General features: G+C 61.0%; 16 protein-coding genes. 6 read left to right on the forward strand and 10 right to left on the reverse strand.

Annotated features, from left to right (window positions below; all coding sequences use genetic code 11):
- Positions 1–12: 12 nt before the first annotated feature.
- The 4 genes from AC1D35_RS04290 to AC1D35_RS04305 form a co-directional block, all read right to left on the reverse strand.
- A complete protein-coding gene (locus AC1D35_RS04290; RefSeq protein WP_113310323.1) occupies positions 13–729 on the reverse strand; it encodes a hypothetical protein in 717 nt (238 codons plus the stop codon).
- A 157-nt stretch (positions 730–886) separates the two neighbouring features.
- Entirely contained in the window at positions 887–1,063 is a 177-nt protein-coding gene (locus AC1D35_RS04295) for a hypothetical protein (protein ID WP_477832661.1), read from the reverse strand.
- Between the two features lie 37 nt (positions 1,064–1,100).
- Complete coding sequence (locus AC1D35_RS04300; protein ID WP_113296050.1) at positions 1,101–1,343, reverse strand: hypothetical protein; 243 nt, start codon at positions 1,341–1,343, stop codon at positions 1,101–1,103.
- Between the two features lie 247 nt (positions 1,344–1,590).
- Positions 1,591–1,728 (reverse strand): hypothetical protein, encoded by a 138-nt coding sequence (locus tag AC1D35_RS04305; RefSeq protein ID WP_162748555.1) that lies wholly within the window; start codon positions 1,726–1,728, stop codon positions 1,591–1,593.
- Between AC1D35_RS04305 and AC1D35_RS04310 the strand changes: the two genes are divergently transcribed.
- Positions 1,714–2,808 carry a DUF475 domain-containing protein gene (locus AC1D35_RS04310; protein WP_113310324.1) on the forward strand — a complete coding sequence of 365 codons (1,095 nt, stop codon included), beginning with the start codon at positions 1,714–1,716 and terminating at the stop codon, positions 2,806–2,808. The two genes, AC1D35_RS04305 and AC1D35_RS04310, sit on opposite strands and share 15 nt — an antisense overlap.
- Before the next feature lie 129 nt (positions 2,809–2,937).
- On the opposite strand, the gene AC1D35_RS04315 is transcribed toward AC1D35_RS04310, so the two are convergent.
- The gene (locus AC1D35_RS04315; protein WP_007822797.1) at positions 2,938–3,108 is read right to left on the reverse strand and encodes a hypothetical protein; all 171 of its coding nucleotides are present in this window, start codon (positions 3,106–3,108) and stop codon (positions 2,938–2,940) included.
- A 37-nt stretch (positions 3,109–3,145) separates the two neighbouring features.
- Between AC1D35_RS04315 and AC1D35_RS04320 the strand changes: the two genes are divergently transcribed.
- Positions 3,146–3,361, forward strand: a complete 216-nt coding sequence (locus tag AC1D35_RS04320) for a hypothetical protein (protein ID WP_162748556.1) — start codon at positions 3,146–3,148, stop codon at positions 3,359–3,361.
- Positions 3,362–3,382: 21 nt separating this feature from the next.
- Here AC1D35_RS04320 and AC1D35_RS04325 read toward each other — a convergent pair whose 3' ends face one another.
- The 3 genes from AC1D35_RS04325 to AC1D35_RS04335 form a co-directional block, all read right to left on the reverse strand.
- Positions 3,383–4,900, reverse strand: coding sequence for a tripartite tricarboxylate transporter permease (locus AC1D35_RS04325; protein WP_113310325.1), 1,518 nt, complete (start codon positions 4,898–4,900; stop codon positions 3,383–3,385).
- A 93-nt stretch (positions 4,901–4,993) separates the two neighbouring features.
- On the reverse strand, positions 4,994–5,485 hold the full coding sequence (locus AC1D35_RS04330) for a tripartite tricarboxylate transporter TctB family protein (protein WP_113310326.1): 492 nt from the start codon (positions 5,483–5,485) through the stop codon (positions 4,994–4,996).
- A complete protein-coding gene (locus AC1D35_RS04335; protein ID WP_113296046.1) occupies positions 5,482–6,426 on the reverse strand; it encodes a Bug family tripartite tricarboxylate transporter substrate binding protein in 945 nt (314 codons plus the stop codon). The genes AC1D35_RS04330 and AC1D35_RS04335 overlap by 4 nt, the downstream gene beginning before the upstream one ends.
- A 326-nt stretch (positions 6,427–6,752) precedes the next feature.
- Between AC1D35_RS04335 and AC1D35_RS04340 the strand changes: the two genes are divergently transcribed.
- Both AC1D35_RS04340 and AC1D35_RS04345 read left to right on the forward strand, forming a co-directional pair.
- Positions 6,753–7,436: a winged helix-turn-helix transcriptional regulator gene (locus AC1D35_RS04340; RefSeq protein WP_113296045.1), complete on the forward strand. Its 684-nt coding sequence runs from the start codon at positions 6,753–6,755 to the stop codon at positions 7,434–7,436.
- A gap of 195 nt (positions 7,437–7,631) precedes the next feature.
- Positions 7,632–8,465 (forward strand): class I SAM-dependent methyltransferase, encoded by an 834-nt coding sequence (locus AC1D35_RS04345; RefSeq protein WP_113296044.1) that lies wholly within the window; start codon positions 7,632–7,634, stop codon positions 8,463–8,465.
- A gap of 126 nt (positions 8,466–8,591) precedes the next feature.
- Here AC1D35_RS04345 and AC1D35_RS04350 read toward each other — a convergent pair whose 3' ends face one another.
- On the reverse strand, positions 8,592–9,656 hold the full coding sequence (locus AC1D35_RS04350) for an ABC transporter substrate-binding protein (protein WP_113310327.1): 1,065 nt from the start codon (positions 9,654–9,656) through the stop codon (positions 8,592–8,594).
- A gap of 68 nt (positions 9,657–9,724) precedes the next feature.
- Positions 9,725–10,237 carry a GNAT family N-acetyltransferase gene (locus tag AC1D35_RS04355; protein ID WP_113310328.1) on the reverse strand — a complete coding sequence of 171 codons (513 nt, stop codon included), beginning with the start codon at positions 10,235–10,237 and terminating at the stop codon, positions 9,725–9,727.
- A gap of 214 nt (positions 10,238–10,451) precedes the next feature.
- On the opposite strand from AC1D35_RS04355, the gene AC1D35_RS04360 reads away from it, so the two are divergent.
- Complete coding sequence (locus tag AC1D35_RS04360; protein ID WP_113296043.1) at positions 10,452–11,129, forward strand: response regulator transcription factor; 678 nt, start codon at positions 10,452–10,454, stop codon at positions 11,127–11,129.
- Entirely contained in the window at positions 11,126–12,508 is a 1,383-nt protein-coding gene (locus AC1D35_RS04365; RefSeq protein WP_113296042.1) for a sensor histidine kinase, read from the forward strand. The genes AC1D35_RS04360 and AC1D35_RS04365 overlap by 4 nt, the downstream gene beginning before the upstream one ends.
- Positions 12,509–12,606: the final 98 nt, after the last annotated feature.

Raw genomic sequence — 12,606 nt, forward strand, 5'->3', positions numbered from 1 at the left:
GGACTGACGGCCTCAGGCGCACCAGGAGCCTGAGGCAGATCCCGGCTTCCTCGCCAAGCCCTCGTTGATAAGGCGCATACCGAAGGAGCGTCCGTCGCGCGAAATGACGCGCGGTGCACCCCGGTCATCCGACTTGCCGGCGGCATCCATGTTGAACGGACCTGCATTCAGCAGCGCGAGCAGCCGTGATTTGGCGGCAAAGGCGATCTTCCGTTCGTCTTCGCAGCGCGCGCGGTCGACATCCGGGCTCACCATATCGGCGACGACGATCTTCTCACCCTTGTACCAGAAGGTGCCGGCATCGCCGACGCAGTTGATATGCTCGCCCTGCCCGCAATATCCGAAAGCAGCCTTGGCGGTTTCCGAAGCGGCCGGGGAAATGGAGGCTGGCACGATCTTCGCCGTCGGCACTGGAGCGGAGGAGGTGAAGGGGATTGCAGCGGGTGGCACAGGATCGTTTGTCTGCCGCGGCTTGGCGGCAGGTGCCGCAACGGCAACCTGCTTCGGCGCCTCCTTGGCTGCCTGCGGTTTGGCATCGGCCGTATCGCGGACGATTGCAGCCGGCGCCTTGCCGAGCATCGGGCGGATGTTATTCCAGTTGTCGTAGGCGGCAATAGTACCCACCGCAGCGAGGCCGATCACCATCCAAGGCAGAGCGCCGCCGGAGGATGCGGTGTTCTTTCTTCTTGCCGGCGCCTTGCGGCGGCCGCGTGTCGCTGTCTTGGCCATCGATCCGATTCCCTTGAATGGGCCGGATTATCGCTGCTCAATCCTTTCGGAAAGGTTGGCAAGGCATAGCCCAGGATCGGTTTCCCAAGCAGGAATCCACCGGAAACGAAAACGCCCGGCACCGGGCCGGGCGTATCATTCAAACTCTGCTATGTGCTCAGCAGCCTTGCGCTGCCGAAGGTACAACAGCGGGTTTTGCAGTTTGTCCACTCGGCGGCACGGATGGCGTTTGGCGCTTGCCGACATCGATCCGGCGTTCGGCCGCTTCGCGCACGGCCTGCCACTCATTTTCGTGCTGGATGAAGATATCGCGCGGCACAAGGTTGATCGTCATTCGTATCTCACTGGCTTGTCGGTTGCGGAACTGGTTTTCAGCGAACGGGCTTAGCGACGTTGGGATCGTCGCTCTTGATATCAGGCCCACCCCTGGAGAGGTCGCTGCCGGTCACGTGCGCCGGCACGTGAATGTCGTGGAGAACCCCCGGCGTCAACGTCAGATCCACCTGATGCGGAGGCAGAACCTGTGCCTTCTGCATACGGTTGGGTTTCGCCCGCTTCATGCGGTCGGAGGCTTCCGTGCGCTTATCGGGAACATGGGTCGAATTATGCATCATCGCCCTCCTTTAAGAGTATCTGAGATGTTTTCATCGGCTCAGCCAGATCGTAACGAGCGAGGGACCGCATGGTTCCAAAGAAATCGCCAACTCTGCTCGAACGGGCATCTTGACTGGCGCCGTAACATCACTACCTAGTGATGCACCCGCCGCCTCATCCAGACATCGGCTGCGGGGGAACCCTGGTGCCGGGCCCCTCTGGCGAGAGTTTTTACGGCGCTCTCGTGATGTCGGTACCGCCTGCAAATCAGCCGGCGGATTTTTCATCGATGAAAAAACTCACCATGCCAAACGCGCATGCCCTTGATGGTATGCGGTTTTCTGCTTTCACCATCTCTTCAGAAACGGTTTGCGGCTGCGAGGTGCAGCCATGAACCAGCTTCAATCCCAAAAATCCTCGCTCGGCTATTTCCGCTGGGCCTTTATCGTCACCGCGCTCGGCCTCGCGCTCGGCGCATTCCTCGGCTGGCAGTCGACAGGCACGCTGGGTGGCATGGCCACCATCTTCTTCATCTGCGCCGTGCTGGCCGTTCTGGAGATTTCGCTCTCCTTCGACAATGCCATCGTCAATGCCAACAAACTCAAGGAAATGACCCCTGTCTGGCAGCAGCGCTTCCTGACATGGGGTATCGTCATTGCCGTTTTCGGCATGCGCATCGTCTTTCCGCTGGCAATTGTCGCCATCGCGGCAAAGATAGGCCCATGGGAAGCACTCGTACTGGCGGCGCGTGAACCGGCCGAATATGCCCGCATCATGAACGACGCGCATCTGCCGATCGCAGCCTTCGGCGGCACCTTCCTGATGATGGTCGGCCTCTCCTACTTCTTCAACCAGGAGAAGGAAGTCCACTGGATCGGCTCGCTGGAGCGGATGATGGCGCGTTCGGCCGCCGTCAAGGGCATCGAGATCGCCTTCGTGCTCCTGCTCATCCTGCTGTTCTCCTATCTCCTGGAAGGCGAAGACGCGACCACCTTCGTCTACTGCGCCATCTACGGTCTCGTGACCTTCCTGGTGGTTGAAGTCATCGGCGGTCTTCTCGATGCTTCGCAGCGTGCGATGAGTGAGGCGGCAAAAGGCGGCCTCGGCGCTTTCATCTATTTGGAAGTTCTGGATGCCAGTTTCTCCTTCGACGGCGTCATCGGCGCTTTCGCGCTGACGCAGAACCTGTTCATCATCGCCATCGGCCTTGGCATCGGCGCCATGTACGTACGCTCCATGACGATCATGCTGGTGGAAAAGGGAACGCTTGCCGAATACCGCTATCTGGAACACGGCGCCTTCTACGCCATCCTGATCCTCTCGGTGATCATGTATGTGCAGACCTTGACGCACATTCCTGAAGTCATCACCGGTCTTGGCGGCGCGGCGCTCATCGGCATCTCGCTCTGGTCCTCGATCCGCTACAACAGGCAGGAACGTCAGAAAGAAGCTGATGTCCCCGAGCGGGAGCGCCTGCACGCCTGATAGTCAAAAAGCCGCGGCGGTCTGGCGCTGCGGCTCGCATAGTCTCAAAAAACAAAGCCCGCGACCAACGGTTGCGGGCTCATTCATTCAATAGATACTTTGATATTCAATCTATGCATTCGCCGCGTCTTACCGGATGACACGGCCGAAGCTTACCGGATCGATACCAAGCTCCTGCAGGTCACGGGCGCGCGGCTTGCGGCCACCTTCGACAGCGGCGCTGACTGCGTTCGCGGCACCGAGCGCTGCAAAGGCACGGGCCAGAAAACCATTGTGGATCGACTTTCTGAAAGCGGACATCTTCTTTTCCTCTCGCTCTTTGGTTGACCCCCTATAGATGGGGGAAGCTGCATGCACCTACAACGCGCAGGAAATCACCGCAGCTATGCAAAAAGCGCATATTTCTTTCGCCGGCGAAAGAACAGAACTCAGCGATGTGGAAAATTTCTTTTATAATTCCCACACTTACGGGGCATGGATTTCCAGATGCCGACAAAAAGTGACAAATCACAAAGAAAAGGCCGGCCATGTCGCCACGGCCGGCCTGAATTAGGGGTCAGGTTGTCTTTTTGGTTTAGTCTTCATTTGCCGCGAGCTGCGAGAGAACCTGGCCGCGGCCCCGCAATCTCAGGATCAGCGGAATCAGGAAGGCCGCAGCCGCGACGATCAGCAGTCCGCAGGCGATGGGTGACATGACGAGCGTGGTCACATCACCCTGGCTGATCGAGAGCGCTCTGCGAAGCTGCTGCTCTGCCAGAGGCCCAAGAATGAGGCCGACGACGGCAGGCGCGATCGGATAGCCGAAGATGCGCATGACATAGCCGAGCACACCGAAAGCGAGCAGCATGCCGAGTTCGAAAACCGACGGGTTTGCACCAATGGTGCCGAGTGTCGCAAACAGTAGGATGCCGGCATAAAGCCACGGCTTCGGAACCGTCAGCAGGCGAACCCAGAGGCCGATCATCGGTAGGTTCAGCACCAGGAGCATCGCATTGGCGATGAGCAGACTGGCGATGAGACCCCAGACGAGCTGCGGGTTGGTTGCAAAAAGCAGCGGACCCGGCTGCAGACCATATTGCTGGAAGCCGGCGAGCATGATCGCCGCCGTCGCAGACGTCGGCAGGCCGAGCGTCAGCAACGGCACCAGCGTGCCGGCGGCAGAGGCATTGTTGGCAGCCTCCGGACCGGCAACGCCTTCGATGGCGCCATGGCCGAACTCCTCGGGGTTCTTCGACAGCCGCTTTTCCGTGGCATAGGAGAGGAACGTGCCGATTTCCGCACCGCCCGCCGGCATGGCGCCGATGGGGAAGCCGATGAGCGTGCCGCGCAGCCACGGCTTCCAGGAACGCGCCCAGTCCTGTGCGTTCATCCAGAGCGAGCCACGGACCGCTTCCACCTTGTCCTCGCCGCGATTGCCCTGGGCGGCGATGTATAGCGTCTCGCCGATGGCAAACATCGCAACAGCCAGCGTCGTCACCTCAATACCGTCGAGCAGGTCGGGAATGCCGAAGGAAAGGCGAGCCTGGCCCGTCTGCTGGTCGATGCCGACCATGGCAAGCGCAAAGCCGATGAAGAGCGACGTGAGACCGCGTAGCGCCGAATCCCCGAAGGCCGAGGAGACGGTGACGAAGGCAAGCACCATCAGCGCGAAATATTCGCGCGGACCGAACACCAGCGCCAGCTTGACGATATAGGGTGCGATGAAGGCAAGGCCGAGCGTGGCAATGAGACCGGCCACGAAAGAACCGATGGCCGCCGTCGCCAGCGCCGGTCCGCCGCGGCCTGCACGCGCCATCTTGTTGCCCTCGAGCGCCGTGACGATCGAGGCGCTTTCGCCTGGCGTGTTCAGGAGGATAGAGGTGGTCGAGCCGCCATACATGCCACCGTAATAGATGCCGGCAAACATGATGAGTGAGCCGCCCGGATCGAGCTTATAGGTGGCGGGCAAGAGCAGCGCCACGGTCAGCGCCGGGCCGATACCCGGCAGTACGCCGACTGCTGTGCCAAGGGTCACGCCGATGAAGGCATAGAGCAGGTTGATCGGCTGCGCAGCAACCAGAATGCCCTGCCAGAGGAATTCGAATGTGCTCATGGTTTTATCCCAAGCGGCGGCTCCTGAGGGGGTACAGGACCGTCCGCGCAAAAAGCAAAGGAACTGATGGCGCCCTGCGCGAGGCGAGCGCTATCAGAAGAACAGGTGTTCGAGCGGACCTGCCGGCAGCGTAAGCTGCAGAAGCTGCGAGAAGATCGCCCAGACGATGAAGCTCATGATGATGCCGACCGGCAGCGAGAACCAGATCTGCCGCTTGCCGAAACCGCGCGCCGTCAGCGCAAAGAGCACGCCTGTCGCGATCGAGAAGCCGGCAATGCGCAGCAGCAGCATCTGCCCGGCAAGGCCCGCGATGACCCAGATGACAGGTGCCACTTCCTGATGCTCACGCTCTGGAAAGTCCCCGCGCCAGGCTTCGATCGCCGTCCAGATACCAAGACAGAAGAGGCCGAGAGCGACGACTTTCGGCACAGTCGACGGGCCGATGCGGTCATACTGCGCGATCGTCTTCAAATGCGAAGCATCCCAGAACACCACGACAGCGACGGCGATAAGGAAAACGGCAATGACCAGCGCCGCCCAATCAGGGCGGCGCGTCATTGGCGATGAGGTATCGGCCTCACTCATTGAACGAGACCAATATCTTTGAGAATGCCTTCGGTAGCGGAGACATCCTTTTCGAGCTGCGCCTTGAACTCGTCACCCGCGAGGTAGGTGTCGGCCCAGCCCTTGGTCTTCAGAGTTTCCTGCCAGGCGGCAGACTTGTGCAGCTTGTCGAAGTCAGAAGCGATCGAGGCGACTTCTTCATCGGTCAGGCCCGGAGCGGCAGCGACCATGCGCCAGTTCTGGATGGTCACGTCGGTACCGGCTTCCTTGAAGGTCGGGGCATCGACACCGGCGATACGGGCATCGCTGGAAACTCCGAGCAGGCGCAACGTGCCGGCCTTGACCTGCGATTCGAACTCGCTGTAGCTCGAAATGCCGGCCGTGACCTGGCCGCCGAGGATAGCAGCGAGTGCTTCGCCACCGCCCGAGAAGGCGACATAGTTGATCTTCGTCGGATCGACGCCGGAAGCCTTGGCGATCAGGCCAACGGCGATATGGTCCGTGCCGCCGGCAGAACCGCCGCCCCAGGAAACGGCGCCCGGATCAGCCTTCAGCTTGGTGACGAGATCGGCAAGTGTCTTGATATCCGACGCGGCCGGAACGACGACGGCTTCATATTCGCCGGTCAGACGGGCGATCGGCGTGACGTCCTTCAGCGTGACGACCGACTTGTTGGTCAGCAACGCGCCGACCATGACATAGCCGCCGACGATGAGAGCGTTCGGATTGCCCGCACTCTGGCTGCTGAACTGGGCAAGGCCGATAGAGCCGCCTGCGCCCGGTACGTTCTGAACCTGGACGCTTTTGGAAATGCCCTCCTGCTGCAGCACCGTCTGCAGCGAGCGGGCCGTCTGGTCCCAGCCGCCGCCGGGCGCTGCCGGAGCGATGATTGTGTAATCGGCCGCATAGGCCGGCAGCGCGATAGCCGCTGCCAAAAGAGTTGCGATGAAAGTGTGCTTCACGATGTGTCCTCCGTGCTGCGGCTGAGCGGACCGCCAGTGCTATTTTTGAAAATGAGGAGAGATCACCGATCGGTGGACGCAATTGTCCTGAYAGCGAGCGGAAGTCCTCCCGGAATTCTTCAACTCTCCGCCTCCACGGAAAGGAAGTAGCCCAAGCCATCATATGAAGCTGTCATTTAGCTGACATCATCAGGATATCCAGTGCAGCAGGACACTTTTTTGCCGTAATTCGGCTGCCTGCCCGCGAAAGGCGACCGGATTAATACATTGTCCGTACTGGACGCCCTCAGGAACTTGGCCGATACTCGGCCACGGAGGGCGATCCGATGGCAAATGGCGGTTACAACCAGTTTTGTCCGGTTTCCAAGGCGTGCGAGTTGCTTGAGCCGCGGTGGACCTTGCTGCTACTCTGCGAAATGTGGTCCGGCTCCACGCGGTTCAACGAGATCCGGCGCGGCGTGCCCGGAATGTCGCCAACCCTCATGGCAAAGCGGCTGCGTGACATGGAGGCAAACGGTCTCGTCACCCGCTCGGAAAACCGTACGACCGGCGAGATCGCCTACAAAACCACCGAGATTGCCAACGAGCTTGAGCCGATCGTGCACGCGCTCGGCACTTGGGCGCATCGCAATATCGACGCCAACGTAACGCTCGAAAAGCTCGATGCCCGCATTCTGATGTGGAACATGCGCCGCAAGGTCAATGCCGCCGCCCTGCCTTTGCGCAAGCGCAGCGTTATCCAGTTCACCTATCCCGAATTGCCGCGCGACGAACGGCATTACTGGCTGGTGGCGCGGCTGGGCACGCCCGTGGACCTCTGCCTCACGGATCCAGGTTACGATGTCGATCTCTTCGTCACCGCCGATTTGAAGGCGATGACCTCGGCCTGGATGGGGCATTCCAGTCTCGATATGGAGATCGCCGGGGAGCGCATCTCCTTCATCGGCGATACGTCACTTGCCGCAAGCATCGGAAACTGGATGGTGCGCAGCTCCTATGCAGCCGCCTGATCCATTTTTTGTACCGGTCCCGGTCCATTTTCTACACTAGGCCTATCGCACATCCCGAGGCACGATCTCGTGTGAGCCGACCYGAGACGCTTCCAGAAGCCGGTCGAACGCTGCGCATACACCTGAATATCATTGCAAAACCGGCGAGCGATCGCACCAACAGCCTGTGCTCGCCGACATGAGAGGAGACATGCCATGCAAACCACGCTCAATACCGCAACACAGCCCGCACCCGATTTCGCCGCGTTGAAGTCGCGCCAGCAGGTCGCCTGGGCATCCGGCGACTATTCCGTCATCGGCGCCCGGCTGCAGATCGTCGGTGAAAGCCTCTGCGAAGCCCTCGACCTGCGGTCCGGTGAAAAGGTGCTCGATATCGCCGCCGGCAACGGCAATGCCACACTTGCCGCCGCCAGGCGCTGGGCCGAGGTGACTTCGACCGACTACGTTCCGGAACTTCTGGAGCGCGGCCGAGAACGGGCGATGGCGAACGGCCTGGCGGTAGAGTTCCAGCAGGCCGACGCCGAAGCCCTGCCGTTCAAGGACGCAAGCTTCGATGTCGTGGTCTCCACCTTCGGCGTCATGTTCACACCGGATCAGGACAAGGCAGCAAGGGAGATGCTGCGCGTCTGCCGGCCGGGCGGGCGCATCGGCATGGCGAACTGGACGCCGGAGAGCTTCATCGGCCAGGTCTTCAAGACGATAGGCCAGCATATTCCGCCAATGCCGGGCGTCAGGTCGCCGGCCCTGTGGGGGACCAAGGCAAGGCTGGAAGAAATGTTCGGAGGCCAGGCCAGCATCGAGGCGACGTCGCTCATGTACAATTTCCGCTACCGCTCGCCCGAGCATTGGCTGGAAGTGTTCCGCACCTGGTATGGCCCTGTCCACAAAGCTTTTGAAGCTCTGCCAGAGCCCGGCAAGGTGGCGCTTGAGAAGGATTTTCTTGCGCTCATCGCCCGCTTCAACCGCGCCAAGGATGGCACCATGGTCGTGCCGGCTGAATATCTGGAAGTGGTGATACGCAAAGGCTGATTGCAGCTATTGCGGCCACATCGCTGCGAAAGGGCGAGGTTCGCCGGAAGCACCCTCGCCCTGATGCATTTCCGACCTAGAACTCGGACCATTCCCGCCTAACGGCGAGATTGGCGAGCGAGATTTTTACTGCGTCCGCAGCACCTCATTCCAGTGCGCAATCAGCCGTGCCCGCTTCACCTGATCGAGATAGACCATCAGACCCGGACTGACGGGCACCGGACGCAACTGTGCGCCAAGCAGTTCCTGCAACGTATTGGCGGTATTCTCACCGGCCACTTCCGGGCTGACGGCCGGGATCTGCAACTCGCGGGCCATGATCGTCTGGCCTTCCTTTGACATGAAGAAGGCGAGATAGCGCCGCCCCAGTTCCGGCTCGGCGGCTGCCTGCGGCACCAGGCCGATGCGCGACATTACAACCGTATAGTCTTTCGGCAGAACGATACCGACGTCAGGGTGACGCGAGGCCCAGTCGGCCGCATAGGAGCCGAGAATATTATAGCCGAGCACGAAGCGCCCGTCGGCCACCCGCTCCAGGATCGCCGAACTCGTGGAATAGAGCTTCACGCCCGCAGCCCCCATCGCCCCGATCACCGACCAGATATCGCCGAACTGTTCCTGATCGCGCGCCATGAACAAAAAGCCCACGCCGGAACGTTCGATGTCATAGGTGCCGATCCGCCCATAGACCTCGTTACCCTTGCGCTTCAGGTAATCGACGAATTCCGCCCGCGAACTCGGCACCGGCTCATGGATGAAACTCGGCTTGTGATAAACAAAAACCGCGGGTTCGAAGGTCAGCGCATAGGCGGTGTTGCGCCAGTTCGCCCATTTCGGCCATTGGGCGCTCATCGGCAGGTTGCTCACCTGCGCATAGCCGTCGTTCGAAAGCTTCACCTGCAGGTCCATCGCAGAGGAGAAGGCGAAGTCCGCAGTCTTATCGCCGGCATCCGTCTCTTTGACGATGCGGTCGTAGATGTCCCCGGTCAGCATGTCCTCATATTTGACCGCCACATCCGGATTGGCCTCCTGAAAGCCACGGATCATCGGCTGCGCCAATGGCTCGTCGAGCGAGGAATAGACAGTCAGCACCGGCGCATCGGAATTGCCCGACTTTGCCGGATAGAAGACCTGATCCGCGGCGGCAAGGCCGGGCACCAGGCACAGGAACAGAATGAAAAGGCTCCTCATCGCGCAAGAATGCCCGAGCTGCTCAGGCCAGACAAGGGTCGGCTTCCGGCGGGCGCTGCAGCCGGACTTCAAAGCTCGCGCTCGAAGAACATCAGGATCGGCTTCAGATCTTCAGGGATCTCGTAATAGGCGTCTCGCTCTTGAAAACCCAGGCGCCGATATAGCTTCTGCGCTGCGATCTGCCGACGGCCGGTATCGAGCCGCATCATCCTGTAGCCATCCTTCCTGGCCTGCGCGAGAGAAGCTTCGCAGAGCGCCAGCGCCGCGCCGCTGCCGCGTGCTGAATCGGAAACGAAGAGCCGTTTCATCTCCGAAATGCCCGGCGCGATCTCGTGCTGCATCACGCAGCCGACAATCTCTCCGCCGAGCCGCGCCAGGAAGATAGCGCCTTGTGGCCTTGCGTGGATTTTCGGCAGGTCGGCGAGCATCGCCTCGAACTTTTCCGGACTGTAATAAAGTTCGATCTGCGCCCGCTCATCCGAATAGTTGTCGTAAAGCCATTGTCGGAAGGCGCGACTGAGATGTCGAACGGCATCGATCTCTTCCGGGCTTTCCGCGAGCGCGACCGATACGTTCCCCATCTGCAAAGCCTCCACGACCCTCCCGCAGTCTATCATGACAGCTTTCACCTACCATCGGTATTCGGCGCGGAGTGAAACTGGTTTACGGCGTCGTGGCGACAGGGCTCGTGATGAACGGGAGCAAATACCATCCTCCGTTCACCAATTCCCAGAATCGCTGTGACATCAGATTGCCATCCCTGATAAACTCGCTGAAAAATCTGGGGAACATCCGTTGCGCATCCTGCTCACCGAAGACAATATTGCACTGGCCGACGGCCTGTCGGCGATCTTGCGCGGCACGGGCCATGCGGTGGATGTCGTCCATGACGGTGCCTCGGCCAATGCCGTCATCGCCGCGGAAAATTTCGATCTCGTCATTCTCGATCTGAACCTGCCGGAGATGGACGGGCTCGATGTGCTGCGCGCCATGCGCGCTCGCGGCAGCCGGGCTGCCGTGCTGATCCTGACAGCCCGCGGATCACCGGAAGAACGTGTGAAGGGGTTGGATCTCGGTGCGGACGACTATCTCATCAAACCCTTCGACATTGCCGAATTCGAGGCACGCGTCCGCGTGCTTCTTCGCCGTCAGGCCGGGCTGCACTCCTCGACGGTCAGTTTCGGATCGATCTCGCTCGACCTTAATTCCCGCGCCTTTTCCGCCGGCGCCATACCGCTCGATATTCCCGCTCGCGAGCTCGGTCTGCTCGAAATCCTCTTCATGCGCGCCGGCAAGGTCGTCGCCAAGGAAGCAATCATGCAATCGCTGACCGCTTTCGACGACGACATCTCCGCCAATGCCATCGAGCAATATGTCAGCCGCCTGCGAAAAAGGCTTTCGCCGCATGGCCTGACGGTCAAGACCGCCCGCGGCATCGGCTACTATCTCGACAAGCTGCCAGAGGCCTCATGACGGCTGCCTATTCACTCCGGCGCCGACTGCTTTTCTGGCTGCTTGTCTCGACCGCCGTCATCGGCACGCTGGCGCTTGCCGATACCTGGCGCGAGGCCGTGCAGACCTCGAACATCGTTTCCGACCGCGTGCTGGCGGGCTCCGCGCTGGCGATTGCCGAACGGGTCGTCGTTGCTGAAGACGGCACGCTCGAGGTCGACATTCCCTATGTCGCGCTGGAAATGCTGACTTCGGCAGCGCAGGACCGCGTCTTTTACCGCGTCGACGGCCCGCCCGGAAATTTCATCACCGGTTACCAGGCGCTGCCGGTATTGAAGGAAACGCAGGGCGATACGGCTGCCTTTGCCGACGACATCTTCCGCGGCGAGCCGATCCGCGTGGCGACGCTCGAACGATCCGCCTCGACCGGCATCCGCTCCGTGCCTTTCGTCGTCACCGTCGCCGAAACCACCATTGCCCGCCGTCAGCTTGCGCGGGCGATTCTCGTCCGCTCGGCGCTGCGTCTTGCCTTGATGATCGCTGGCGCTGCAATCATCGTCTGGATTTCCGTCACCGTGGCGCTGCGGCCGCTCTACAAGCTCGGCGATGCCATCGGCGAGCGCAACCCCGACGACCTGCATCCGATCGAGCAATCCGTTCCGAGCGAAGTGCAGCCGCTCGTCGACACCGTCAACTCCTTCATGGTGCGCCTGCAATCAGCGCTCGATGCGCTCCGCAATTTCACCGGCAATGCCAGCCACCAGCTCCGCACGCCGCTTGCCATCATCCGCACCCAACTTGCCCTCTCCGTCCGGGCCGGCTCTCTGGATGACGCGCAGCATGCTGCCCTCAAGGGCGATCAGGCGGTTGCCCACGCCGAGCGCATCCTTGCCCAGCTTCTGCTGATGGCCAAGATCGATGCCGCAACCGCCAAGGAAGCGCTGACGGTCTCGGCCATCGACCTCACCGCTATCGCCCAGGAAATCACCGGCGAGCAGATCCCCCGTGCCGCCGAAGCCGGCATCGATCTCGGCTTCGAGGGTGAAGGGCCGGCGATGATCCGCGCCGAACCACTGCTGATCGGCGAAATGCTGCGCAATCTCGCGGGCAATGCCATCGCCTATGCGGGCAAGGGCGCGGAAGTGACTGTCCGTATCATGGAGGATGCGGAAACGGTCAGGCTGGAAGTCGAGGATAACGGCCCGGGCATTCTGCCGGAAAAGCTGGAAGCGGTCAGAAAGCGCTTCTCCCGCGGCAATGAATCCGGTGCGCCCGGTGCCGGTCTCGGCCTGCCGATCGTCGAGGAAATCGCCAATCTTTTCAATGCGAGGCTCGTACTGATATCAGGCCGTGGCGGCAGGGGCCTCAAAGCTTCCGTGACATTCAACCGCGCAGCCTGAAAGCGGTCACCACGCTAACCTTTCCGCCTTGCATTCTTTCGCTGCATTGCACACACTGGCCATGGGAACAGCTAAGCCGATCAACGGCAAGCGGATAA

The organism is Rhizobium sp. P1_E6 (genome assembly GCF_056405875.1).

Bases quoted from the DNA above. Each gene is read 5' to 3' on its own strand.
- AC1D35_RS04340 (WP_113296045.1), top strand. From the start codon at position 6,753: ATGGCAAATGGCGGTTACAACCAGTTTTGTCCGGTTTCCAAGGCGTGC.
- AC1D35_RS04350 (WP_113310327.1), bottom strand. From the start codon at position 9,656: ATGAGGAGCCTTTTCATTCTGTTCCTGTGCCTGGTGCCCGGCCTTGCC.
- AC1D35_RS04315 (WP_007822797.1), bottom strand. From the start codon at position 3,108: ATGTCCGCTTTCAGAAAGTCGATCCACAATGGTTTTCTGGCCCGTGCC.
- AC1D35_RS04330 (WP_113310326.1), bottom strand. From the start codon at position 5,485: ATGAGTGAGGCCGATACCTCATCGCCAATGACGCGCCGCCCTGATTGG.
- AC1D35_RS04345 (WP_113296044.1), top strand. From the start codon at position 7,632: ATGCAAACCACGCTCAATACCGCAACACAGCCCGCACCCGATTTCGCC.
- AC1D35_RS04290 (WP_113310323.1), bottom strand. From the start codon at position 729: ATGGCCAAGACAGCGACACGCGGCCGCCGCAAGGCGCCGGCAAGAAGA.
- AC1D35_RS04320 (WP_162748556.1), top strand. From the start codon at position 3,146: ATGGGGGAAGCTGCATGCACCTACAACGCGCAGGAAATCACCGCAGCT.
- AC1D35_RS04310 (WP_113310324.1), top strand. From the start codon at position 1,714: ATGAACCAGCTTCAATCCCAAAAATCCTCGCTCGGCTATTTCCGCTGG.
- AC1D35_RS04300 (WP_113296050.1), bottom strand. From the start codon at position 1,343: ATGATGCATAATTCGACCCATGTTCCCGATAAGCGCACGGAAGCCTCC.
- AC1D35_RS04365 (WP_113296042.1), top strand. From the start codon at position 11,126: ATGACGGCTGCCTATTCACTCCGGCGCCGACTGCTTTTCTGGCTGCTT.
- AC1D35_RS04355 (WP_113310328.1), bottom strand. From the start codon at position 10,237: ATGGGGAACGTATCGGTCGCGCTCGCGGAAAGCCCGGAAGAGATCGAT.
- AC1D35_RS04325 (WP_113310325.1), bottom strand. From the start codon at position 4,900: ATGAGCACATTCGAATTCCTCTGGCAGGGCATTCTGGTTGCTGCGCAG.
- AC1D35_RS04295 (WP_477832661.1), bottom strand. From the start codon at position 1,063: ATGACGATCAACCTTGTGCCGCGCGATATCTTCATCCAGCACGAAAAT.